19 protein-coding genes and 1 pseudogene are annotated in these 23,387 nt (G+C 66.8%); 7 read left to right on the top strand and 13 right to left on the bottom strand.

What is annotated here, in order from left to right; all coding sequences use genetic code 11:
* Window positions 1-223: pseudogene (locus PO768_RS20435) on the bottom strand (hypothetical protein); the annotation flags it as partial.
* A 198-nt stretch (window positions 224-421) separates the two neighbouring features.
* On the opposite strand from PO768_RS20435, the gene PO768_RS20430 reads away from it, so the two are divergent.
* The 5 genes from PO768_RS20430 to PO768_RS20410 are packed head-to-tail and all read left to right on the top strand — an operon-like array spanning window position 422 to window position 4,547.
* Entirely contained in the window at window positions 422-2,083 is a 1,662-nt protein-coding gene (locus PO768_RS20430) for a Na/Pi cotransporter family protein (protein WP_137942014.1), read from the top strand.
* Window positions 2,076-2,837, top strand: coding sequence for an NUDIX hydrolase (locus PO768_RS20425; protein WP_272647528.1), 762 nt, complete (start codon window positions 2,076-2,078; stop codon window positions 2,835-2,837). The genes PO768_RS20430 and PO768_RS20425 overlap by 8 nt, the downstream gene beginning before the upstream one ends.
* Before the next feature lie 4 nt (window positions 2,838-2,841).
* Complete coding sequence (locus PO768_RS20420; protein ID WP_272647527.1) at window positions 2,842-3,978, top strand: NAD(P)/FAD-dependent oxidoreductase; 1,137 nt, start codon at window positions 2,842-2,844, stop codon at window positions 3,976-3,978.
* Window positions 3,979-4,005: 27 nt separating this feature from the next.
* On the top strand, window positions 4,006-4,236 hold the full coding sequence (locus tag PO768_RS20415; RefSeq protein WP_262970477.1) for an addiction module protein: 231 nt from the start codon (window positions 4,006-4,008) through the stop codon (window positions 4,234-4,236).
* A gap of 17 nt (window positions 4,237-4,253) precedes the next feature.
* The gene (locus PO768_RS20410; RefSeq protein WP_272647526.1) at window positions 4,254-4,547 is read left to right on the top strand and encodes a type II toxin-antitoxin system RelE/ParE family toxin; all 294 of its coding nucleotides are present in this window, start codon (window positions 4,254-4,256) and stop codon (window positions 4,545-4,547) included.
* 48 nt (window positions 4,548-4,595) lie between these two features.
* Here the strand turns inward: PO768_RS20410 and PO768_RS20405 are convergent, their stop codons facing one another.
* The 5 genes from PO768_RS20405 to aat form a co-directional block, all read right to left on the bottom strand.
* Window positions 4,596-6,620 carry a glycosyl hydrolase family 18 protein gene (locus PO768_RS20405; RefSeq protein ID WP_272647525.1) on the bottom strand — a complete coding sequence of 675 codons (2,025 nt, stop codon included), beginning with the start codon at window positions 6,618-6,620 and terminating at the stop codon, window positions 4,596-4,598.
* Between the two features lie 29 nt (window positions 6,621-6,649).
* Window positions 6,650-9,538, bottom strand: a complete 2,889-nt coding sequence (locus PO768_RS20400) for a chitinase C-terminal domain-containing protein (protein WP_272647524.1) — start codon at window positions 9,536-9,538, stop codon at window positions 6,650-6,652.
* A gap of 115 nt (window positions 9,539-9,653) precedes the next feature.
* On the bottom strand, window positions 9,654-11,297 hold the full coding sequence (locus PO768_RS20395; protein WP_272647523.1) for a glycoside hydrolase family 19 protein: 1,644 nt from the start codon (window positions 11,295-11,297) through the stop codon (window positions 9,654-9,656).
* Window positions 11,298-11,546: 249 nt separating this feature from the next.
* On the bottom strand, window positions 11,547-12,290 hold the full coding sequence (locus PO768_RS20390; protein WP_272647522.1) for an arginyltransferase: 744 nt from the start codon (window positions 12,288-12,290) through the stop codon (window positions 11,547-11,549).
* Entirely contained in the window at window positions 12,287-13,063 is a 777-nt protein-coding gene (aat, locus tag PO768_RS20385; RefSeq protein WP_272647521.1) for a leucyl/phenylalanyl-tRNA--protein transferase, read from the bottom strand. The genes PO768_RS20390 and aat overlap by 4 nt, the downstream gene beginning before the upstream one ends.
* A gap of 24 nt (window positions 13,064-13,087) precedes the next feature.
* Here aat and PO768_RS20380 point away from each other — a divergent pair, with 24 nt between their 5' ends.
* Both PO768_RS20380 and PO768_RS20375 read left to right on the top strand, forming a co-directional pair.
* Window positions 13,088-13,435, top strand: a complete 348-nt coding sequence (locus PO768_RS20380) for an ArsC family reductase (RefSeq protein ID WP_272647520.1) — start codon at window positions 13,088-13,090, stop codon at window positions 13,433-13,435.
* A gap of 15 nt (window positions 13,436-13,450) precedes the next feature.
* Complete coding sequence (locus PO768_RS20375) at window positions 13,451-14,179, top strand: riboflavin synthase subunit alpha (RefSeq protein ID WP_272647519.1); 729 nt, start codon at window positions 13,451-13,453, stop codon at window positions 14,177-14,179.
* A gap of 48 nt (window positions 14,180-14,227) precedes the next feature.
* Here the strand turns inward: PO768_RS20375 and PO768_RS20370 are convergent, their stop codons facing one another.
* The 7 genes from PO768_RS20370 to PO768_RS20340 form a co-directional block, all read right to left on the bottom strand.
* On the bottom strand, window positions 14,228-15,553 hold the full coding sequence (locus PO768_RS20370) for a ferritin-like domain-containing protein (RefSeq protein ID WP_272647518.1): 1,326 nt from the start codon (window positions 15,551-15,553) through the stop codon (window positions 14,228-14,230).
* On the bottom strand, window positions 15,550-17,298 hold the full coding sequence (locus PO768_RS20365) for a GMC oxidoreductase (RefSeq protein ID WP_272647517.1): 1,749 nt from the start codon (window positions 17,296-17,298) through the stop codon (window positions 15,550-15,552). Before PO768_RS20365 ends, PO768_RS20370 begins: the two co-directional genes overlap by 4 nt.
* Window positions 17,279-17,887 (bottom strand): hypothetical protein, encoded by a 609-nt coding sequence (locus PO768_RS20360; protein WP_272647516.1) that lies wholly within the window; start codon window positions 17,885-17,887, stop codon window positions 17,279-17,281. Before PO768_RS20360 ends, PO768_RS20365 begins: the two co-directional genes overlap by 20 nt.
* 3 nt (window positions 17,888-17,890) lie before the next feature.
* Window positions 17,891-19,534: an eCIS core domain-containing protein gene (locus PO768_RS20355; protein ID WP_272647515.1), complete on the bottom strand. Its 1,644-nt coding sequence runs from the start codon at window positions 19,532-19,534 to the stop codon at window positions 17,891-17,893.
* 58 nt (window positions 19,535-19,592) lie between these two features.
* Window positions 19,593-20,903 carry a DNA/RNA non-specific endonuclease gene (locus PO768_RS20350; RefSeq protein WP_442953264.1) on the bottom strand — a complete coding sequence of 437 codons (1,311 nt, stop codon included), beginning with the start codon at window positions 20,901-20,903 and terminating at the stop codon, window positions 19,593-19,595.
* Window positions 20,904-21,267: 364 nt separating this feature from the next.
* Entirely contained in the window at window positions 21,268-21,639 is a 372-nt protein-coding gene (locus PO768_RS20345) for a hypothetical protein (protein WP_272647514.1), read from the bottom strand.
* Window positions 21,636-23,387 (bottom strand): hypothetical protein (locus PO768_RS20340; protein ID WP_272647513.1); only part of this gene is annotated, 1,752 nt, incomplete at its 5' end. The genes PO768_RS20345 and PO768_RS20340, both read right to left, overlap by 4 nt.

The following is a 23,387-nucleotide window of genomic DNA, read 5'->3' as shown; positions in this document are numbered from 1 at the left end:
CGCACAGCATCGGCAGCACGCCCAGCGCGGTGGCCAGCGCCGCCATGCCGCCGGCGCCCAGCGCGGTGCGCATCGCCGGGCTCGGCGCCAGGCCCTGCCAAAGCTGCAACAGGCCCAGCCCCAGGCCGGCACCGACGATCAGCAGGCCCAGCAGCTGCTTGCCGCGCCAGCGTGATCGGGCGGCTGCGCTGCCGGACAAATGAGGGGCGGGGGGAACCAGCATGGGCCATCCATATCCTGCCGTGACGGTCACGGCGCTGCGAAGGGCTGGCTGGAGGGCTGGCGATAGGTATTTATTTAAACAGGAACTATTCTCATTTGCAACCGGGCGCGGAATTGCGCTGCCAAATAGGAAAGTTTGTGCGCAATGCAACAGCCTGTGCCGGGAAGGGGCCGGGGCTTCAAGCAGAATCAATCGCCTATGTTGCATCTGTTGAATCTATTGGCAGCCATCGCGCTGCTGGTCTGGGGCACTTACATCGTGCGCACCGGTGTCCTGCGCATCTTTGGGGCCAATTTGCGCGAGGTGCTGGCGCGCAGCGTCAGCAACCGCTTCTTCGCGATGAGTGCCGGCCTGGGCGTGACCACCCTGGTGCAGTCGAGCACCGCCACCTGCCTGATCGTCGCCTCCTTCGTCGGCCAGGGCCTGGTCTCGACCGCCTCGGCGCTGGCCGTGATGCTGGGCGCCGATATGGGCACGGCGCTGATGGCGGTGGTGTTCTCCTTCGATCTGTCCTGGCTGTCGCCGGCCCTGATCTTCACCGGCGTGGTGCTGTTCATCTCGCAGGAGAAGACCACGGTCGGGCGTATCGGCCGGGTGGCGATCGGCCTGGGCATCATCACCTTGGCGCTGAAGCTGATCGTCGCGAGCACCGGCCCGCTGACCCAGAGCCCGGCGGTGCGCGCGCTGCTGGTGGCCCTGCCCAACGAGATCATGCTGGAGATCCTGGTCGGCGCCTTGCTGACCGTGATGTCCTATTCCAGCCTGGCCGTGGTGCTGCTGACCGCGACCCTGGCCGAGTCCGGCATGGTGCCGGCGACGCTGGCGATGGGCCTGGTGATGGGGGCCAATGTCGGCAGCGGCGTGCTGGCCGTGCTGTCCACCGCCAAGGCCAATGTCTCGACGCGCCGCCTGCCGCTGGGCAATCTGATCTTCAAGCTGGCGACCTGCGCGGTGGTCGTGCCCTTGCTGCCGATGATCCATATCGAGCTGCAGCAGTGGCTGCCGACCGTGCACCAGCAGGTGATCGCGCTGCATCTGGGCTTCAACATCCTGATGGCCCTGCTCTTCATCGCCTTCGTGACGCCGATGGCCAAGCTGCTGGAGCGTTTCATGGTGACGCCGCCGCCGGCCGCGTCGAGCCGGCCGCGCCATCTGGACCCGATGGCCCTGACCACGCCGGCGCTGGCGATCAGCTGCGCGGCCCGCGAGGCCCTGCACCAGGCCGATGTGGTCGAGACCATGCTGCGCGGCATCCTGCCGGTGATCAAGAACGACGACACGCAGCTGTCAAGCGAGCTGCGCAAGCTCGATGACACGGTCGACGAGCTCTACTCGGCCATCAAGTTCTACCTGACCCAGATCTCGCGCGAGGCCCTGTCCGAGCGCGAGGCGCGGCGCTGGACCGACATCGTCTCGTTCACGATCAATATGGAGCAGATCGGCGACACGATAGAGCGCATCCTCGAGGACATCGAGGACAAGAAGATCCGAAAGGGCCGCAACTTCTCCGAGGCCGGCATGGCCGAGATCGCCCATATGCACGAGCGCCTGCTGGCCAATCTGCGCCTGGGCATGAGCGTCTTTCTCGACGGTCATGTGCGCGATGCGCAGAAGCTGCTGGAGGAGAAGGCGCGGTTCCGCGATCTCGAGCTCGAGTACGCGGCCACCCATATCGCGCGGCTGCAGGACAACACCATGCAGAGCATAGGCACCAGCTCGCTGCATCTGGACCTGATCACCGACCTGAAGCGCATCAACAGCCATATCTGCTCGATCGCCTATCCCATCCTCGACTCGGCCGGCGTGCTGGCGCAGACGCGCTTGCGCGAGCCGGGTGGCCAGGCGCGGCTCGATGTCTGAGCCGGTGTTGCCGCCGCTGCCCTCGGACTGGCTGCGCTTTCGGCTGGGCGAACAGGCGCTGGGCTGGCTCAGCCCCGAGCGGGCGGCGCGGGTGCTGCCGCTGCTGCCGGGGGCCCGGCTGATCGACCAAGAGCTGCGCTGGAGGGGCGCCGCCGACCTGTCCGCCGCGATGCAGGCCGCCGCCGAGGCCTTGCGGGCCCAGGGTGCGATCCAGGGCTGGCGCGGCGAGGCCTTTGCCTGCGAGACGCCGCTGGCCGAGCCCTGCAGCGCGCGCGGCACCGAGCTGTTCCGCATGGAGCGCGCGGCCTTTCGTTTCTTCGGTCTGATGAGCCGGGCCGTGCACATCAATGGCTGGCGGCCCGATGGCCGCATGCTGTGCGGCCGGCGTTCGCTCAGCAAGCCGACCGACCCGGGTCTGCTGGACAATCTGGCCGCCGGCGGCCTGGCTGCCGGCGAGGAGCCGCTGACCTGCGCGCGACGCGAGCTGTGGGAGGAGGCCGGTGTCGATGCCGTGCTGTCCGTCGCGCTGCGGCCCGGCGGTGCCTTGCGCACCGTGCGGCTGACCGCCCAGGGTCTGCACGACGAGGTCCTGCATGTCTTCAATCTGCGCCTGCCGGCCGAGTTCCGGCCGGTCAATCAGGACGGCGAGGTGGCCGAGTTCCTGGACCTGGAACCCGGCTCGCTGAGCGGCTTCACGCCCGATGCGGCGGCCGTCATCGCCCACGCCATCGGACGCGGCGATCACAAGGAATAACACAATGGACAAGGTCGATGCGGTGGTGGTCGGAGCCGGTGTTGTCGGCCTCGCCGTGGGCCGGGCGCTGGCCATGCGCGGGCTGGAAACCCTGGTGCTGGAGCGCGAGACCGCCATCGGCACCGGGGTCAGCTCGCGCAATAGCGAGGTCATCCACGCCGGGCTCTACTACCCCGAGGGCTCGCTGAAGGCGCGGCTCTGCGTGGCCGGCAAGCAGCAGCTCTATGCGCTGTGCGAAAGCCACGGCATCGCCCACCGCCGCTGCGGCAAGCTGGTTGTGGCCACCGGGCCCGAGCAGGTGGCGGGGCTGCGAGCGCTGGCCGCCAAGGGTGCGCGCAACGGCGTTGACGATCTGAGCTGGCTGGCGCGCGAGGAAGCCCAGGCCCTGGAGCCGACGCTGCGCTGCGAGGCGGCCCTGCTGTCGCCCTCGACCGGCATCATCGACAGCCACGGCCTGATGCTGGCCCTGCAGGGCGATCTGGAGCGCGCCGGCGGCGCGGTCGGCCTGGCCTCGGCCGTGCAGTCGCTGCGGCTAACGCCCGAGGGGCAGGTCTTGACGGTGGGCACCGACGATGGCGGCACGATGGAACTGCTGTCGCCGATCGTCGTCAATGCCGCTGGACTTTCCGCACCCTGGTTGGCCGCGCAGACCGAGGGCCTGGATGCCGCCCATGTGCCGACCGCACATTTCAGCAAGGGCAGCTATTTCTCGCTGCAGGGCAAGGCGCCGTTTGCGCGCCTGGTCTATCCGCTGCCGCAGGACGCCTGGCTGGGCGTGCACCTGAGTCTGGACCTGGGCGGCCAGGCCCGCTTCGGACCGGACGCGCAGTGGCTGGACGAAGTCAGCGATCCAGGCCAGATCGACTACCAGGTCGACCCGGCCCGGGCCGAGGCCTTCTATGCCGATGTGCGGCGCTACTGGCCGGGCCTGCCCGACGGCGCGCTGGCCCCGGCCTATAGCGGCGTGCGGCCCAAGATCCATGGCCCGGGCGTGCCGGCACCGGACTTCCGCATCGACGGCCCCGAGCGCCACGGCGTGCCCGGCCTGGTCAATCTGCTGGGCATCGAGTCCCCTGGCCTGACCAGCTGCCTGGCCATTGCCGAGGAGACCTTGAAGCGGCTGGGGCTGCCGCAGCGTTAAACTGCCGGCATGCTTTCGGGAGATGCCATGTCAGATCCTGTCTCTGAACTCGTGATGCGCGGGCGGGCCTTGCCGATTGCGGATCGCGAACGCCTGGTCGACCAGCTGCTGGTCTCGCTCAACGAGCCTGCTGCCGCCGAACTCCACGCATCCTGGGAGGCCGAAATCGAGCGTCGGCTGGCTCAGTACGATAGCGGCGAAGTCCTTGCCATCGATGCGGCAGAAGTCTTTGCCAAGGCGAGCCGCATCGCCCGCTGAGCCTTGCGACGGCGCTGATGAAGCTGCGCTTTCTTCCGGCGGCAGAGGCTGAGTTGCTGAAGGAAGTCGCCTACTACTCGGAGGCCCGTGCCGGCACCGGGCTGCAATTTCAGGCCGCCGTGCGGGCGGCGCTGGATCGCGCCTTGAATCATCCTCTTGGCGGTGCGCCATCGTTCAAGAGCGCGCGCAGCATCTTGGTCAGGGGCTTTCCATTCAGTGTGGTGTATCGGGCCTCGCCGGGTGAGTTGCTTGTGATCGCCATCGCGCCGCATCGCAAGCGTCCGCACTACTGGGCTTCGCGCATCGAGTGACCGAGTGCGCGTGGCCCGCTCGTGCGGGCCACGCGCGGTCTTGCGGGCTTACTTGAGCCCCTCGCCAATCGCCTTGGTCAGGCTGCCCTGGGCATCATCCCCGCTGAACTCCCAGAAGAAGGCGCCGCCCAGGCCGCGTGACTTGACGTAGTCCATCTTCTCGCGGATCTGCACCGGGGTGTCGAAGCTCCAGAAAGTCGTGCCGTTGTAGATCCACTGGGCGCGGCTTTGCGGGTCCACGAAGCTGGGCCAGGCCAGGCTCTTCAGCACCTTGTAGTCCTCGTTGCCACGCTCCCAGGTGGCCGGTGCCGCGACACCGCTCTGGTAGAGGCCGTTGTTGACATTGGGCACATTGGTCCAGCCGCGGCCGTAGAAGCCGATGCCCAGGTTCAGCTTGGTGGCGGGCACGCCCTGGGCGAGATAGGCCTGCAGCGCATCGTCGGTGTTGTAGAGCCGCACATCGCCGGTCGAAGGGTCGGCCGTGCTGCCGTAGAGCGGCGAATGGAAATTGGTTCTGGCCTCCCAGCTGCCGTGGAAGTCATAGGTCATCACATTGATGAAGTCCATATAGGGATGGGCCTGGCCGGGGTCGAAGGCGCGGATCTTGTCGATGCCGGCCGGCGCGGCCATGGTCAGCAGCAGGCCCGGGCGCAGTGCGTCGAGCTGGCGGCGGAACTCGGCCACCAGGCCGGTGAAGTTCTCGCGGTCCTCGGGCTTGCCGCAGGCCAGGCCGCAGGCGTTCGGATACTCCCAGTCGAGGTCGATGCCGTCGAACACACCGGCCAGCGCGCCGGCACCGCCGGCGTCCTCGACGCGCGGCAGATCGCCCTTGATATAGGCGTCGATGCAGCTCTTGACGAAGGCGGCGCGGTTCTCGGGTTTCGCGGCTTCGGAGAAGCCGCGCGAGTAGGTCCAGCCGCCCAGCGAGATCAGCACCTTGAGCTTGGGGTACTTGGTCTTGAGCTTCTTCAGCTGGCCCCAGTTGCCGCGCAGCGGCTGGTCCCAGCGGTCGGCCACGCCGTCCACGCTCTGGGCCGCGCTGAAGCCCTTGGTGTAGTCGGCAAAGGCATCGCCGCCGGCCCCGGTGTTCTCGTTGACCGCCTGGGTCACGCCGACCTCGCAACGGTTGTTGCGCACATTGCCGAAGGCGTAGTTGATATGGGTCAGGTGCTGGGCCGAGCCGCTGGTGTCGATGTTCTTGACCAGGTAGTTGCGGCCGTAGATGCCCCATTGCGCGAAGTAGCCGAGCACCGTCTTGTCGCCACCGCCCAGCTCCTGGGTGCGCACCGAGATCGCGGCCGAGGGCTGGGAGGCGCCGGCCTGGTTGAAGGCCACGACGCTGAAGCTGTAGGCGGTGTCGGGGCTCAGGCCGGTGACGCTGGCGGCCGGGTTGGCCACGGTGGCGGCCGTGCTTGAGCCCTGCAGCACGCGGTACTGCACCGTGCAGTTGGGCCCGGCGGCCACCGCGCCCCAGGCCAGGTTGACGCTGTTGCTGCTGGTGCTGCTGGCGTTCAGTCCGGCGGGTGTGGCCGGCGGCGCGGCGCAGGCGCCGTTGGCCGTGCTGGTCAGCAGCGCGGCGCTGGCGGCCGAGACATTGCCGGCGCGGTCCTTGGCCCGCACCGTGTAGCTATAGGCGGTGCCGGCGCTCAGGCCGCTGTCGGTATGGCTGGTGCCGGTGGGCGAGGCGATCAGGCTGGCGCCGCGCAGCAGCTCATAGCCGGCCACGCCGCTGCCGGTGTCGGTCGAGGCCTGCCAGCTCAGGCTGATGCTGGAGCTGGTGGCGCCGGTGGCGCTCAGGCCGGCGGGCACGCTGGGCGGTGTGGTGTCGACGGGCGGATTGCCGTCGCAGTCGCCCAGCGGTTTCCAGACGTCCCAGGTGCCGGAGTTGGTGGCCGGCGAGTTGTTCTGGGTCCACCACTTGGCCTGGTAGGCCTTGTTGTTCTGCTGGGCCAGCTTGCCGCCGGTGTAGATGTCGGCGGCGGTCCAGGCCGGCACCGCGCTGCAGTCATAGGCCTGGGCCGAGCCGGCGGCCATCGCGGCGGCCAGGGCGATCAATCGATAGGCGTTCTTCATGGGTGATGTCCTTGGGTAAGGGAAAGGGCTCAGCGCTTGAGCGTCGAGGTCTTGTTACTGGCAGCGGCAGCCGCCGTGGCCGGCTGGGTGCCGCGGCGGGCTTCCTGGGCCAGGCCGTAGCTCTTGCCGCCGAAGCTCACGACCCAGTTGCTGGGCAGGGGCATCGGCAGGTAGTAGTTCAGCTTGACCTGCACACTGGCGCCCGGGGCCAGGCTTTGCCAGCCGGGCAGCTTGAAGCTGGCACGGTGGAAGTCCTTGGCCAGCCCGCCGATGTTGTGGCCGGCCGGATTGGCGCCGCTTTGCACCACGGTCAGGCCGAAGCCGCTCTGGTCGGTCAAGGTGGCCGGGATCGCGGTGGGCACATCGAAGCTGAACTCGGTGCCGCCGGGCAGCGTGCTGCTCGTGCGGTTGGTCAGCGTCAGGGTGGGATTGATCGGGTAGTTGGCATCGCCGAGTGCAAAGCCCGAGATCGCATAGCCGATGTCCAGCACCTCGGCGGGCAGGGCCGGCTGGCCCGGCGCGGTCAGGGTGTTGCCATAGGGCGTGGCGGTCTTGAACTTGTTGTAGAGCGCGGTCGTCAGCGTGCTGCCCATGCCCCATTCGCCGCGCTGGGCGTTCCAGCCGTAGTCGCCGGCCAGTTCCCAGAACATCACGCCGCCGATGCCGCGGTCCGCCACATACTGGGCCTTGACGCCCAGCGACTGCTCGTCCTCGATCGACAGGAAGACCTTCTTCTGCGCGTTCCACAGCCAGGGTGCGACCAGGGTCGGGTCGTAGTGGCGGGCATAGCTGCCGATCAGCTGGTCGGCCGGATTGGTGGCCGGGTTCAGGCCATAGGCGGCCAGATAGCTGCCGGGCCGGCCTTCGGCCAGGTTCTTCAGATGCCACAGCGGGTTGGAGCCGGCCGGCACCTCGCGGTTGCCGACGTCCAGGTCATGCCAGAGGTTGTCGATACCGACCGCCCCGGCCCCGCATTTCTGCACCGTGCCGCCGCCGGTACCGGCCGGGCACTTGCTCTGGTCGGCCTGGGGTGCCTGGCCCCACAGCCCGTTGGTGCCGCCCACCACATCCTTCCAGCCGCGGCTGTAATAGGGCACGCCGATATTGATGCGGCCCGCCGGCAGCGCGCCGCGGAAGTAGTGATACGCCCAGTCGGTGTTCAGATAGCCGATGCGGGCGTACTGTGGCGCGGTGTAGTAGCTCCAGGCCTGCAGCTCGGCGTCCTTGCCGTCGTCGTAGAGCGCCGCGTTGGGGCCGACGAACTGGTTCCAGGCCCCGTGCAGGTCGTAGCTCATGATGTTGACGTAGTCCAGATAGGGCGTGATCTGGTGGTTCTCCATGCCGCGCAGCAGATAGGCCGAGGAGGGCGCGGCCACCGTCAGCAGGTAGTGGCGGGCGTCCTGCTGGCCGGCGGCATCGAGCCGCTCGCGCAAGGTCTTCATCAGCAGCACATAGTTCTTCAGCAGATGGGCGCGGCGCGCGTTGGAGATCGCGAAGTCGTCCGGGTTGCCGGCGTCCTTCATGCTGGTCGCGTATTCGTAGTCGATGTCCACGCCGTCGAAGCCGTACTGGCGGATGAAGGCCACGGCCGAGTCGGCGAAGGCGCTGATGCCGGCCGTGTTGGCCGTGCCATCGGCATTCGTCGTCATCGTGTAGAAGCCGCCGCTGGCGACGCGCTGGCCGCTGGCGTTGAAGAAGCCACCGGTCTCGGCCCAGCCGCCGACCGAGATCATGGTCTTGACCTGCGGGTACTGCTTCTTGAACTTGTTGAGCAGATTGAAGTGGCCCTTGTAGGCATAGGACGGGTCCATCTCGGCGCCGGCCACGCCGGGCCAGGTCAGGCCGGTGGCGGCATTGGCCGGGTCGGCGGCGTTGCCGATCGAGACCTTGTGGCTTGCGTCCACATGGGCGAAGGCGTAGTTGATATGGGTCAGCTGGCCCCAGGGGATGTTGGAGGCCAGATAGGCCGGCTGTCCGTTCTTGCCGGTGCGCCAGCTGGTGAAGTAGCCGATCACGCGGCGTGGCTTGTCGGCGCCCATCTTCTCGCGCCCCTGCTCGTCATAGACCTTGCAGTAGGCCGGCGCGGTGCCCGGCGTGGTCGCCAGGCCCTCGGGGCGGCAGCGCTCCTCGCCGACCACCTGGCCGCGCACCGTGATGCGAACGGCGGCGCTGTCGGTGGCCGCACCCTTGTCGTCGGTGGCGCGGGCGACGATGTCGGCGACGCCGGCGCGGGCCGTCCAGCTGACGCTGAAGGGCGCGCTCGTGTCCTCGGCCACCAGGGCGCCGTTGACATAGAAGCCCACCTTGGCGACGCTGCCGTCGCTGTCGGCAGCGTTGGCTGCCAGGGTCACCGTGTCGCCGGCGGTCGGGCTGGCGCTGGCGCTTGGTGCGCTCAGGCCCACGGTCGGCGGCTGGTTGAGCGGGCCGCTGGTCACCGTGAGCTGCTGCGCGCGGCTGGCGCTGGCGCCCTTGTTGTCGGTCACGGTCAGCGTGACCGTGTAGCTGCCGGCCGCCGCATAGCTGCGGCTGGCGGTGGCGCCGCTGGCCGTGGCGCCGTCGCCGAAGCTCCAGGCATGGGCGGCGATGCTGCCGTCCGGGTCGCTGGAGGCACTGCCGTTGACGGTCACGCTCAGGCCCTGGACCGCAGCGCTGAAGCTGGCCACCGGCGGCTGGTTGACCGGGCCGCCATCGCAGGCGCCCAGCGGTTTCCAGACATCCCACTGGCCCGAATTGGTGGCCGGCGAGTTGTTCTGGGTCCACCACTTGGCCTGGTAGGCGGCGTTGTTGTGCTTGATGCTCTGGCCGCCGGTGTAGACGGCTGCGGCGCTCCAGTCGGACAGGCCGGCGCAGTCATAGGCGAGGGCCAGGGGGCTGAGGCCGCCGGCCATCAGCATCACGAGTAGCTGGGGAGAACGCATGGGATGACTCCTTGCTTGAGGGGAAATGAACGGACGAGCAAGACCTGACCCCTGTGCCTTTCTGGCACGGGGCGGCACGGGTCGGATCGGGTAAGACGGGGGCTGGTGTTGCGGGCTAGGGCTGGACGATCACGTCGAAATACTTCTCGACGCAGCGCTGGTAGTCGCCGGGTTTGAGCGCCGAGTAGGCGGTCTGGTAGCCGACCGTCTTGCAGGCAAAGGTCTTGCCCTCCGGCATGTCGGCGCGGTAGGACCAGTCCTGGTCCCAATAGATATTCAGTGCGCCGGCGCCGCCCACCTCGAAGCGCTTTTGCTGGGCACAGCCGAGCTCCTCATTGGCGCCGATGGGCACGCCCAGCGCGGCCGCGTGCTGGCGGTAATAGGCGATGCGGTTGAGCGACTGCGGCTTTTCGCTGCCCTGGCCGCATTCGATGCCGCCGTTGATGATGTTGGTGGTGGCGCCGAAGCCGGCGCGTATGCCCAGCGCCAGGTCGGCCGCATTGGGCTGCCAGCTGCCGTCCAGAACATGCAGCATGCTGGGCTTGGGCGAGGCCGGGTAGACCAGGAAGAACACCGCCGAGGCCAGGTTCAACCAGGTATCGGCGACCTGCTCGGGGGCGTTCAGCAGCACCCGCACATCGCCGAACATCGCGTCCGAGAAGGGCCCGTAGTTGAAGCTGTAGGAGAGCTGCTTGGCGCCGCGGCCGAAGTACTGCTTGTAGCGGCCCTGGGCATCCTTGCCGCAGGGCCAGACCTGGGCCTGCCAGGTCTCGGGTCGGCATTCGTTGTTGTAGGGGCAGCCGTAGCCGTCCTCACTGCAGCCCGACTCGCGCAGGTAGTACAGCGCCTGGCGCCATTCGGGGATCGCATGGTTGCGGTCGTGCGCGCCGGTTTCCTGGGTGAAGTGGGCGAACATCGTGGCCAGGGTCTTGCGGCAGATCGCGTCGCTGTCGCGGCCGTCGGTGTAGCTGGCGCAGACGCCGCCGAACTTCGCGATGGCCTGCAGCAGCCCGGTGTAGGTGTAGGCCGGATGGCGCAGCGGGAACAGGAACTCCCACTGCGCCGCGCCCAGCAGGCGCTCGACCCGCTTGACGTTGTCCGGGTTGCCGGCCAGGCCCGGCGCGACGGCCGCGACCACGCTATTGGGCCGGGTCGCGACCGAGGCCTTGACCGCGCGGAACAGCGGGCTGTCGGTCAGCGCGGCCTCGCTGGCCAGCAGATCGGCCAGGGCCAGCGTGTACTTGCCGGTGACCGGGTCGCGGGCGATGCTGGAGACGGTCAGGCTGGTGCTGCGGCTGGCACTGGCGCCCTGGTTGTCGGTGACGGTCAGGCTCACCGCATAGGTGCCGGCGCGGGCATAGCGGTGGCTGGGTTTGGCGACCGCCGCCGTGGCGCCGTCACCGAAGTCCCAGCGCCAGGCGCTGATGCTGCCGTCGGCATCGCTGGAGGCGCTGGCATCGAAGCTGACGCTCAGCCGGCTGATCTGGTTGCTGAAACTGGCGACGGGGGGCTTGTTGCCACCGCCACCATCACAGCTGCCCAGCAGCTTCCAGACCTGCCAGGGCCCGGCGTTGGTCGCCGGTGCCGCGCCCTGGTTCCACCAGTTGGCGCTGTAGGCGCGGCCCTGGTCGCGGGCCTGCTGGCCGGCGGTGTAGATACCGGTGGCTGTCCAGTCCGGCAGGGGGCTGCAGTCCAGTGCCAGCGCGCTGCTGTTCAGCAGCAGGCCGCACAGGCCCAGCCCCAGGGTTCGCATGTCCATGAACGTCTCCCGCGTTCGATGCGCTTGTGACTGCTGCGCAATGGTCTTGACCATAGCCAGGCGCGTGGGCGCCATCGGCTTGCAGCTACAAGAAGCGGACTGCTCGTGCCCCCGTAGTGAGACGGACTTTAGATACCAATACGAATGCTGGTATCGTAGTTAACCCTTAATTGGTATGTAAGTTCTGGTAAATTGAAATACCGAAATGAGGCCAGTTGTGCGCATCGCGCCAAGCGGGCGAGGCTGGTATCAGGTCTCGGCGATCTGCCACTGGCCGTCGCGCAGCAGCTCATGCGGACGGAAACGGGCCTTGTAAGCCATCTTCTGGCTTTCGGCGATCCAGTAGCCCAGATACAGGTGGGCCAGACCCAGCTCACGGGCCTGCGCGATCTGCCACAGCACGTTGTAGCTGCCGTAGCTGGCGGCCTCATCGGGCTCGTAGAAGGTGTAGACGGCCGAGAGTCCGTCGCTGAGCACATCGAGGATGGACACCATCTTCAGCGCCCCTTCCTCCTCGCCCGGCGCGGGCGGTGCACGGAACTCGACCAGGCGCGAGTTGATGCGGCTTTGCAGCAGGAACTGGGTGTACTGGTCGATGCTGTCGTGGTCCATGCCGCCGCCCGAGTGGCGGCCGGCCTGGTAGCGCAGATAGAGCTGGTAGTGCTCTTCGCTGAAGCCCAGACGCATCACATGCACGCTCAGGTCGCCATGCTGCTTCCAGGCGCGGCGCTGGCTGCGCGAGGGCTGGAAGGCCGCCACCGGGATGCGCATCGGCACGCAGGATTTGCAGCCGTCGCAGTAGGGCCGGTAGGTGAACAGGCCGCTGCGCCGGAAACCCGCCTCGACCAGGCCCGAGTAGGCGTCGGCATGGATCAGATGGCTGGGCGTGGCGACCTGGGAGCGCGCCTGGCGGTCCGGCAGATAGCTGCAGGGGTAGGGCGCTGTGGCGTAGAACTGCAGCTGCGACAGCGGTAGCTCTTTGGGATGGGTCACGACGTGGCGGGCTTGAGGGTGGTTGAGGCTGGGGCCGATTCTGCCTGCAGCCAGTCCCATAGCGCGGGCCGGAAGACCCAGGATTGTGGGGAGGACTGCCCAACAAACTGCCGCAGATGGGCTTCGAACTCGGGCCGAGCCACCTCGGCGGCCCCCATCGAGGCCAGGTGTCGGGTGTTCTGCTGGCAGTCGATCCAGGGGATGCCATGCTGGCGGCACAGGCAGACCAGGGCCGCCAGCGCGATCTTGGAGGCATCGGTGGCGCGCATGAACATCGATTCGCCGAAGAACATGCGGCCCAGGTTGACGCCATAAAGCCCGCCGACCAGCTCGCCGTCGACCCAGGTCTCGACGCTGTGCACCGTGCCCTGCGCGGCCCAGCGCGCATAGGCGGCCTGCATCTCGGGCAGTATCCAGGTGCCGTTCTGGCCCTCGCGCGGGGCTTCGGCGCAGGCGCGTAGCACGGCCGGCGTCGCGCTGTCGACGCGGATATCGCAGCCCGGCGTGCGCACGAAGCGGGCAATCGTCTTGCGCAGCGAGCGGGTCACGCGAAAGTGCTGCGTCTGCAGCACCATGCGCGGATCCGGCGCCCACCACAGGATGGGCTGATCCGGCCCGTACCAGGGAAAGATGCCGCGCGCATAGGCGGCCGTCAGCCGCGCCGGGCTCAGGTCGCCGCCGGCGGCCAGCAGGCCCGGTGCCTCCGAGTCGGGGCCGAGCGCGCGGGAGGAGGGCGGAAAGTCGAGAGAAGCCTCGTCGAGCCAGTCGATCATGGCTTCATGGTAACTTCCCGCCCCATGATTACTGTTTACGGCATTCCGAACTGCGACACGATGAAGCGCGCCCGCGCCTGGCTGGACGATCAGGGCCTGAGCTACCACTTCCACGACTACAAGCGTGCCGGCGTGCCACCCGAGCAGCTGCAGCGCTGGCTCAAGGAACTGGGCTGGGAGCGTGTGCTCAACCGTGCCGGCACCACCTGGCGCAAGCTCGATGAGGCGGCCAAGACCGCTGCGGCGGACGCCGCCGGCGCGGCCGCGCTGATGCAGGCCCAGCCCAGCGTCATCAAGCGCCCCATCATCGAATGGAATGACGGCCGCCTGACGGTCGGCTTCTCGGCCGAGACCTTCTCGCGCCATCTTTGAAAGCGACGCACTGATATGTTCACCGGCATTGTTCAAGGCATCGCCGAAGTCGCCGCCATCACCGACAAACCCGGCCTGCGCAGCTTCTCGCTGGAGTTCCCGCCGGGCTTCTGCCACGGCCTCGAAATCGGCGCCAGCGTGGCCAGCGACGGCGTCTGCCTGACCGTCACCGCGCTGCAGGGCGATACCCGGGCCGACTTCGATGTGATGCAGCAAAGCCTGAGCCTGACCACGCTGGCCGGCCTGCGCCAGGGCAGCCGCATCAATGTCGAGCGCGCCGCCCGCGATGGCGCCGAGATCGGCGGCCACCCGCTCTCCGGCCATGTGGACTTCATGGCCACGGTGGCCGAGATCCGCCGACCCGAGAACAACCATGTGCTGCGCATCGCCGTGCCCGCGCCCTGGATGCGCTACATCTTCGCCAAGGGCTATATCGCGATCAACGGTGCCAGCCTGACGGTGGCCGAAGCCCACCGCGAGCCCGGCGGCGCCGGCTGGTTCGAAGTCTGGCTGATCCCCGAAACCCTGCGCATGACCACCTTCGGCGACAAGGAGGTGGGGTCAGGTCTGAACATCGAGATCGAGCGGCAGACGCAGGTGTTCGTCGACACGGTGCGCGAGGCGATCGAGGAGCGGCTGGGGCCGCTGTTGCCGGCGTTGGAGAAGCTGCTGGCGCGGGAGGGGTTGAGCTTGGCCGAGCTGGCTGCGCCGCTACACCCGAAAATCGAGGCGCCGCGCGCCTAGTTGCCGGCTGCAAGTGCATCGTCTTTCAGCCGGCGGGCATTTCGGGCGTCATGGCGCAGTCATCTCGACCAAGGTCGCGGCCACTGCCGACAATGGCGTAGCCGCCCAGAGGTGAGCCTCGTGAGTTTTGCACCTCTCAGCCAGTTGCAAAGCCTCTTCGCTCCACATCAGCAGAGCCGCCCTGAAAGCAGGCCAGGCCGCCTCCCCGTGAGCGATAGGCGCACGCACGGCATCTAGCTCGAACGACGGTCCGGCGCACTTTGCACGTTGAGCGGCTCCTGGCGACACATCCCCCATTGGCAGACGGGTGAGCATGTCTCCAAGCGGCGCGAGTACGGTGGTCATGAGGCGCAAGGACAGGTCAGCCATGCGCGCCTGCCATGCTTTGTCGCCACGGGGATCGCTGAACACTTGCTGCAAGGCGTCGAGCATCAGTACGTACACGCCGCTGCAAAGGTCGTTGACATGCCGTGTCAACGGATCCTGAATCAAACGCCACCCAGGGTAGGTGTTGTCCACATGCAGGCGCGACAAGGGGTTCGACTGGACGTCCCGCACTGGCGCGAACTCAGGCCTTGCATCTCGCAGTGACTGATACTCCTCATACATCCTTACAAACAGCCCGAAGTGGCTGTCGACCCGGTCGATCGGTGAGCCCTCTCCCTGCAGGGTGATCAGCCTCACGCCATCGAGCGCCTGCTGCAGTGTGAGGATAGGCAGCAATTGCGGCATGTCCATCAGATCGGGTCCGACCTGCGCCCCTGCCGGGCCGACGAAACCTGCTTGGCCAAGCTCGCGCAAATCCTCGGCAATCTGCTGATAGAGCGCGGCGATGCTGAGATGGGGCGAAGCGGCGGGCCGATCAAAATGCTCCGGCAAATGTGCAAAGGGATCCTTCAAACCGGGAGCGTCCTGCCAGAACGCCATGGCATGTTGTGCCTGCAACTGCCCCGTCTCTGGCAGCCAGGCCGGCGAGGCCTTTTCCCCGCTATCCGAGGGCCTTTCATACAAGGCATACAGGACCAAGACACTCGGTGACATGGGCCACAGCCCCCAGGGTAGACCGGTCGGGTAGTAGCTTGGCCGTTGCGGAAAGTTCGGGCGGTCAATATGGAGCCCACTACCCAGCGCTGCAGCGATGTTGGCCGCCTGCGCAAGGTGCAGCATCTCCTGGGCCGCAATGAAGAACAGCGTGCCGCGCCACTTTCGAACGATGTTCAGTTCGGCGAGTTGGAGGCCACCCTCTTCGAGGCCGGTTTTCAGTGAAAGGGCGGTGAAAAGGTACTGCAGGCAAAGCCCGTGCTCCAACTCGCTGGCCAGCGCAAGCGCGCGAAGTAGACGTGCACGCACAGTGCCATTGCCAGGATTTTTCATGCAAGTTCCTCCCGCCTCGATCCCGATGGCCCCGAGTCGGATGGCCGTAGGCTGTCGATGATGTGCTGAGCGCTGCGCAGGACCAGCGCAGCCAAGGTCAAGGTGGGATTGGCCGCATCGACAGTGGGGAACATGCCGCAGCCCAGCAGGAAGAGGTTCGAATGCTCATGACTCCGCCCATAACTATCGCAGCAGGAGCTGTGCTCATCGTCGCCCATGCGGGTCGTTCCCATCAAGTGGCCGGCGCCAAACCAACCGGGTACTTCCGAGATGCCGGACGCCCCAAGCCTCTCATAGATCAAGCGGGCTGCGGCTACGAAAGCCTCTGTCCCTGCGTGCGTATAGTCGCCGATACGGTAGCGGATCTCAGGTCGAGGAACACCCAGCGGATCGAAGTCCCGCTCCGATGGACGGATGCAGTTTTCGGCGAGAGGTTCGGGCTCAATCAGCCCGTTGAGTTCGATCTGCGTACTGACGTCCCATGCCAGTTGTTCGCGCAAGCGTCGCCCGCTGAAGCCGCGATTGACGAGGTCGATGACGTTGTTGAAGGGTGAGCCCGTGGCCCAACTGGTGCCAGTGTTCTGCAATTCGATGCGAAAGGCCGCACGTTCGCTGCGAAATGGACCATCGCGCAGGGATTCGCAACCTGAGGTACTTAGGGGACCCCGGAACAAGTAGGCTGGCCGCGGCAACTTGGCATAGGTAATCTTCACATCGTGGTCCATGAGGTAGCGTCCCACCACACCGCTGCCATTGGCTACTCCTTGCGGGGCCCTCTCGTTCGCCGACATCAGCAACAGTTTCGGAGTTTCGATGGCGTTCATTGCCAGCACATAGAGCCGGGCGCGAAGCACCTGCTCGCTACGGTCGGGCCGACGCACACGCAGCCCGTTGATGCGTCGCTGCGCATCGAGCGAAACGGCCACAGCCACCGCTGATGTAATGAGCTTGGCCGGCAAGGCCGTGGATGTACTTGATGGCGCCAAGCGGGGGTTCAATGCCCATTTGAGATGTACGGACGCATCGTATTTGGCCTGGATTGGGCACACCGGAATGCAGTTGGCACTGCCGGCGCAAACCGGCCGACCTTGGTAAGGCACGGAGTTTCGCGCTTGCGGCGTGCTGCGGAATTCGACGGGCAGCCCCTCGAATCTAAGCCCCTCGGTCGCCTTGCGTACGATCCTGTCGTTGTAGGTGGGCAAGATGGGCGGCATCGGATAGGGCTGATGCGGATCACGAGGAGCGCCCAGATCCACGGCACTGTCCCCCGCGACACCCAGTTCGCTTTCGGCTTGCCAGTACCAATCCTGCAAGTCCGCGTAGCGGACCGGCCAGTCGAATCCGCGACCATATCGACTGTGCTCCTGGAAGCTGTTGGGCGTGAAGCGCAGACAGGTGCCCAGCCAGTGATAAGTTGTGCCACCGACAAAGCGGTTGTAGGTGCTCTGGAAGGGCTGTGGCCCGTGCTGGACGTAGTATTTGTTCAGTGTGGTCTCGGACGGGCTAGGCGCGTAGGCCAGGTCGGGATAGCCCGCGTTGGTCATCTTCACCGGGTTGCTGAAAAAGCTCTGTACAAGGGCTTCGCGCTGGTCTTCGCCGGTCTTCAAGTCGAAGTACGGTCGTTCGCCGGCCTCCAGCAGGACGACCTTCAACCCCGCCTGGCTGCAGCGGTAGGCCAGCAATGCACCGGCCAGGCCTGCACCGGCAATCAGGACATGGCAATCATCAACGTCGGCGTCGGGCATGGCTGTGCAATGAAGTTGGCTGGGTTGTCTGCTGCGGATTTCCAGAAGGCAGGCTCTGAGCGGTGCCGACTTTCGGCGGGTCCGGATCGCCGATAGGTACTGGGTTCGGATAGCCCCAGTGCCCGTAGTAAGGCCCTGGCATGCCCGGAGGATTGGCGCCGATCGCTGACCAGACCAGGGCTTCGGCGTAGACCGATGCAGGGGCGATGGCATCGCCCAGGTAGCCGTTGTACCAAACGGTCAGGATGTTGCGCACCAGGGCTGTCAGCGTCACATCCGCATTGGTGAGTGTCATGAGCGTCTGCTCCAGCGCCTGTGGGCACTCGTCGGCGAGGCGCTGATGGAGTGCGCCCAAGACCTCCATGGGATGCGGGTCGACATCGGGCCCGGCCAGGGGACCGGTGTAGTAATCACCGGGTCCATAGCGCACAGGCGTTGCCCGCAGCACGATCTGAAGATAGGCGCGGGCAGCCTCTGTCGGCAACGGCCGCTGGTCCAGCAATGTCTGGGATACGGTGATGAAGGTTGGCAACCAACGGGCCAGGTCCGCATCCTCGACCGTCCGTGAATCATGGATATCGTCTTGCATGGCTCAATCGCTCAGGCGCTCCACATGGGCGACGACAAAGCCCAGGGGGCTGCGTGAACCCAGGGGGATGAACACATCAGGGATGCCGAATTCGGCCTGTTCCTTGTCCTTGGCGCGCTTGGGATTGCTGCGGTAGTTGTCCTTTGCCCAGCCCGCGTTGAGTGCCTTGAACTCGGACTCGAAATCAAGCGTGTTCACCGTTGGCCCCAGAATGGTCAGCATGGCGGCGTACTGACCCCTCGAGGGCGGGTACTCGACCAGCAGTTGCTCGCCATAGCCTCGGGTCGATGTCGTGGCGATGAAGGGCGTGTGTTCGGCACTGGCCTGCGCTTTCTCCAGCGTCCGGGCCTTGCGCAGGCGGCCCTCCTCGGAGTCATCCGTGTCCGACAAGGTCGTCAAGGCATCCGTTCGATTTTTGAAGTATGAGGACATGGCCTTGTTGTGCAGGGTCTTGCCCTTGCGGTCCTCCTGCGCGACGTCGCTGTCGATATCGCTCTTGTTGAAGAATCCGCCGAAGACCAGGCCGGAGCGGTCACTGTTGCCGAACTTGTGATAGCGATAGAAGACGCCAATCTGCCCGCCCATCGAGAGCTCTGGATCATTGGCGATGCGTTCGGCAAAGGCCGGCGAAACCTGCACGATCTGGGCCAACTGATCGATTCGGCGCAGCACGCCAGCTTCCTCCAGTTTGTCGGTGTTGCGGCGCTTGGTCTCCTCATAGGGCGTCATCTTGTGGCTACTCGCCACATTGGTCACCGCCACGAGCTTTTCCTTGCGGGATTTGCCCCGTACCGATGTGTAGTCGAGGCGACGCATCCCCTCGTCCCTGGGTCCGTGCTCCAAGTCCGTACTCGTGACGCCCAAACGCCCCAGATCGCTGAGGGTGATAGCCTCTCGCTCGCCCGGCTCGCGCCACTCGATCGAGCCTTCGTCCACCTCACGATGCCATGCCGCGATGTGCTCGCGGATGAGCTGCTTGGCTGCCGGGAGGTTCTCGGCCGACTTGGCTTGACGGTAGACCGTTTGGTGGCGCGGGTTGGTCGGGGATCCGATGCTGCGGATCTCGCGCAGGAAGAAGAACTCCAGTTCAGCGACATCAGGACCGGAAAGTGCCAACTGGGCCACCGACGGCCTGCCACCCGTCGCCACCTGGCGTTGGACAGGCGCTTCGATACTGTCTCCGCGCAGGGCTCGCTGTCCCATCAGCGTGGCCTCTGACTCCAGCGCTGCATCGTCGTTGATGCCCGTTCCTTGCAATTGGCGTGTTGGCCTTACCTTGCCCTGGCGCTGCTGCACCACATGCCAGGCCTCATGTGGCAAATGCTTCTCCTGCCCCGGCCCCAAGTGAATGTCCGAGCCCTGCGCGTAGGCATGGGCCTGCAGTGCCGCCGGCTTGTCCGAGTTGCGATGCACGCGCACGCCCGACATGTCCATGCCCGAGAGCGCTTCGATGCCGCTCCTGAGGGTGTCAGGCAGGCCGCTGCGATCGTTCGTTCCCGGCACGGCCTGCTGTAGCTGCGCGATTTTCTGCCTTTGCCGCAGCTGGAGGGGGCTGGCAGCGTTGGCTGCTACGTCGCCAGCCGAATCCCGCCGGCTGGCTGGCTCGCGGCTCTGCTTGTGTTGGTCAATCCTGCTGCGAATTCTCATGGCTTGCTCACTTCTGCTGATCTTGAGTGGGCTTGTGAGACCCAGGCATCGCCGTCTTTCAAACGAGGTCCGGGTCCTGCGGTGCCTGCTTTGGCCCCGATGGTTTCAATGACGCCACCTTCAAGCGCGAGCTGGCCAGCAACTGGCGCCCTTGGTCAAGCAGGCGCGCGAATTCGTCGTCGGTGCCGAGCGCGTCGAGTTTCTCGGCATGCTGCTCGCGGAAAGCCAGGTCACGGGCCACGGCCTCCTGCACGCCGCGTCCGCTGGCCAGCTCTTCCAGAGGCACGCTGCTGCGCTGCCGTTCCGCCAGTTCCAGCTGCAGGCGCTCGTTCTCCTGCTCCAGCTCCTTGTTGCGCTGCCTGGCCCGTGCCAGACGGGCGCGCAGGCGCTCTATCGTGGCCTGATCTTCGGCCGCCTTGAGGCTCAAGGCCCCCAGCTCCTTGTGCAACTCGCGGTTCTCCGCCTGCAGCAGGTCCAGCCCTTCGGCCTTCTGCTTCAGCTCGAGCTCGGTCTCCTTGAGAAGCTGCTCGGTCTCGTTCATCTGATCCGACAGCTCGTCAAAGCGCTGCTGCAGCGAATCGCGCTCGTCGCTGACCTTGCCCAGGCTCTTCTCGGTGCTCGTCAGCGCGACCTGCAGGTCTTCCAGGGTCTTGCGGAAGTGGGTCTGCACGATCACCGCCACCCGCAGATAGCCCTGGTTGTTGAGCACCACATGCTTGGTGGGCTCGTGCTTGGCCTTGGCGGCAGCGCCGCTGTCGATGCTCTTCTTGTTGTCCCCGTAGTCGACCTCGCTGCCGCCCTTCAAGCCCTCGGGTGAGGGAATGCTGATGGTGGCCGTGCGCGTTGCGCCGGCGTCGGCGCCGTCCTTGTCCACCGCGGTCCAGGCGGACGTCAGCTTGCTGGCATACCAGAGCTTGGGGCTGCCACTGCTTTGCGCATAGTCGACATCGACCTTGTAGTGAAGAAACTGCAACTCGGTGTTGACGTGATTCTTCACCTGTTCTTCGATGCGAGCTGACTGAGTGGTGTTGGCGGTGGCCGGGATCGCGGTGAGGTTGCGCGCGTCATCGCCCGGGCCGCCGAGATTGTTGTTGAGCAGGTGGCCTGCAATGTACTTCTCTCCGCCGGCTGCTTTGGCCAGCGCCACGCGCCGCTTGTTCCAGATCTTGGAACTGCCTGCCTGGGGCTCGCTGCCCAGCTTGTNGCAATGTACTTCTCTCCGCCGGCTGCTTTGGCCAGCGCCACGCGCCGCTTGTTCCAGATCTTGGAACTGCCTGCCTGGGGCTCGCTGCCCAGCTTGTGGTCCGGGCCCAGTATGGTGGCGTCCATGCCGGTACCTTCGCCGGCGCTGCCATGCACGGGTTTCCATTTGATGCGGGTTCTGAGCTTGGTGCCCGCCGTGGTCTCGGCCCTCAGGCCCTCGGCCGAGGTCTTCTTGCTCGCGTCGTCATTGCCGGTGTCGGTGCGCAGCTTCTTCCAGCTGAATTTGCTGCTCCGGGCCGAGGCTTCGATGTCGGCGTAGCCGGTGAGCTTGGCCTGCAGCGGCGCTTGCGCCGCGCCGGTCCTGTCCTTGTCTGGATGGCTGGGCAGCTGTGCAATCTGCTCTTGTTGCCGCCACTGCCGGGGCCCCGTCGCTACCTTGCCGTGCGGCGCCTGCTGCCGGCTGGCGGGTTCGAGCGGAGGCCTGTCAAGAGCTGCCCCATCGGCGCGAATTCTCATGAGCCGCTCCCCGCCTACTTGTTCTGCGAATTCGCCACATTCGCCGCCAGCATGCGGTCGCGCCGGCGGTTCTTGGCGGCGCTCTTGCGCGGGTCTTCCTCGCGGCCCTTGCCGGGCTTGTGAGACTTGACCTTGCCGCTGGGCGTGGTGGTCGAGTGTGATTTGCCGCGGTTGAAGCCCTTGGTCTTGCGGTCACCCTCGACCCGCTGCACCGGCGCGCCGGTACCCAGGGCCTGCAGCTGCGCGATCTGGGCGCCCTGGGCGCTCTGGCGCGGGCTGCTCGGGGCGGCCGTGGGGCCGGCATGGGCGGCATGGGCGGCATGGGCGGCGTGGGCGGCCGCCGCGCGTTGTGCGGTCTGGCTCTTCGGTGCGGCGAGGGTTTTCATGGTTTCTCCACCTTCGGTTTCAGCACGGCCCACAGGGCCGCGACAAACAGGATCGCGATCACGGTCCACATCAGGCCGGTGCCGTCGCGCAGGGGGCGCAGCTGCGGGTCGCAGTTCAGCAGCAGCGCGCCGACCAGCACCACCGGGATGCCGCCCAGCGGCAGATAGCGGCCCCAGCGCGCGCGCCAGGCGCAGTTCCACAGCAGCAGCGCCAGGCAGATCGCGCCGGTCAGCAGCAGCAGATGGAACAGCGCGCGCAGCGGCCAGCGGTTCTCGCAGGCCCAGTCGCAGATCGGCCGGGTCGCGCTGTCGGCGGCGGCGCCGCTGAAGGCGGTGCGCAGCGCCGCGCTCATGCCGGGGCTGACGGTCTCGCCGGCCATCGGCAGCGGCCAGAAGCCGACGCCGCCGAAGTTGTCCTCGAAGTACACCAGATCGTCGGCGAACTGCTGGCTCTCGGCCTCCGGCATACCGATGGAGATCATCGGGATGAGCTTGCGCAGAAAGATGCGCCGGTCTATGCCCTGCAGCGCCGGCTCGGCCTCGATGCGGCCGCGCAGCTGCTTCTTGCTCAGCGCGCTGGGCTCGCTGAGCAGCACGATGACGCGCAGCGTGACGTTGGTGGCGCTGCTGTAGACGGCGGTGCTTTCCTCGATGCGGCCATTGATCAGATGCGGGTCCTCGGCCGCCTTCAGCAGCTCGAACAGGCCGGCCACGGCGCCCGGCTCGCTGAGCTGGCGATCGCCGACCACCAGATTCAGCGTGTACCGGCGCTTGGGATTGGCGCGCAGCTGCTCGATCACCGCCAGCACGAAGCGGCGATGGAAGTCCTTGAAGGCCTGGCGCCAGAGCGGCTGGGCGCCGGCCGGCGGCAGCTCGTCGAAGAAAATCGTGATGCCGTCGCCCAGATGCTGGGTCTGGCCGAAGCCGGGCAGCCAGGCCTTGGCGCGCGACAGCCAGTCGGGCAGCGGTGCGTCGATCAGGCGGCGCGCCTGCTGCGGCAGCTGCAGCAGGGCCTGCTCGATCTGGGCCTCGCGAGCGGCCGGTGGCTGCACCTGCAGAAAGCGCCAGTCATTGCGATAGATCACCAGGTCCAGCGCCGTGCCGTGGCGCTGCGCGGTGCGGATGAAATTGGTCTGGGCCAGGGTCCAGCGCTCGTGGGCGTCCGGTGCCAGATCGTCCCCGAAGGGCAGGCCCAGCACGCTGATGCGGCTGAGCAGGCTGAAGTCGATCTGCTGCGCCTTACCCTCGGCCCACCAGAGCGGATAAAAGCCATAGACCTGGCCCGACAGATCCTCGCGCACGCAGCCGCAGCCGGCACCGTCCCAGACGATGGGCGGGTCGAGCTTGAGTTCATGTTCGTGCCGGGCCGCCTCGACCAGCCAGTGGCGCAGCGCCGCCGGCATGATGGTCTGCGGCAGCTGCTGCCAGCTGGGCGGGCCGCTGGCGGGCTTGGCCTTGGCCACGGCCGCCCAGTCGGGCGGGCAGGCGGCGGCGAACTGGGCCTCGCTGGGCGGGGTCAGGCCTTGCTTGGCGGCGGCCTGCAGGCTCAGCATGCGGCTGTAGGCGCAGAGCCGGGCATCGAGTGCGGCCTCGAAGGTCTCGCGCGTCGGGTACTCCAGCGCGGTCAGCGGCTTGAGCAGCAGCTTCAGCTGCTCGGCCTGCTCCGTGCCCAGGTTGACCGGTAGCGGGGGGAGGGGCGCAGCGCTGCCCCCCGCACCGCCCGCCGCACCGCCCACCTGGCTCGCGCT

The organism is Paucibacter sp. XJ19-41, from assembly GCF_028462495.1.
Classification (GTDB): domain Bacteria; phylum Pseudomonadota; class Gammaproteobacteria; order Burkholderiales; family Burkholderiaceae_C; genus Roseateles_E.
Note: the sequence above shows the minus strand (reverse complement) of the source record. Positions and strands in the feature narration are given on the sequence as shown.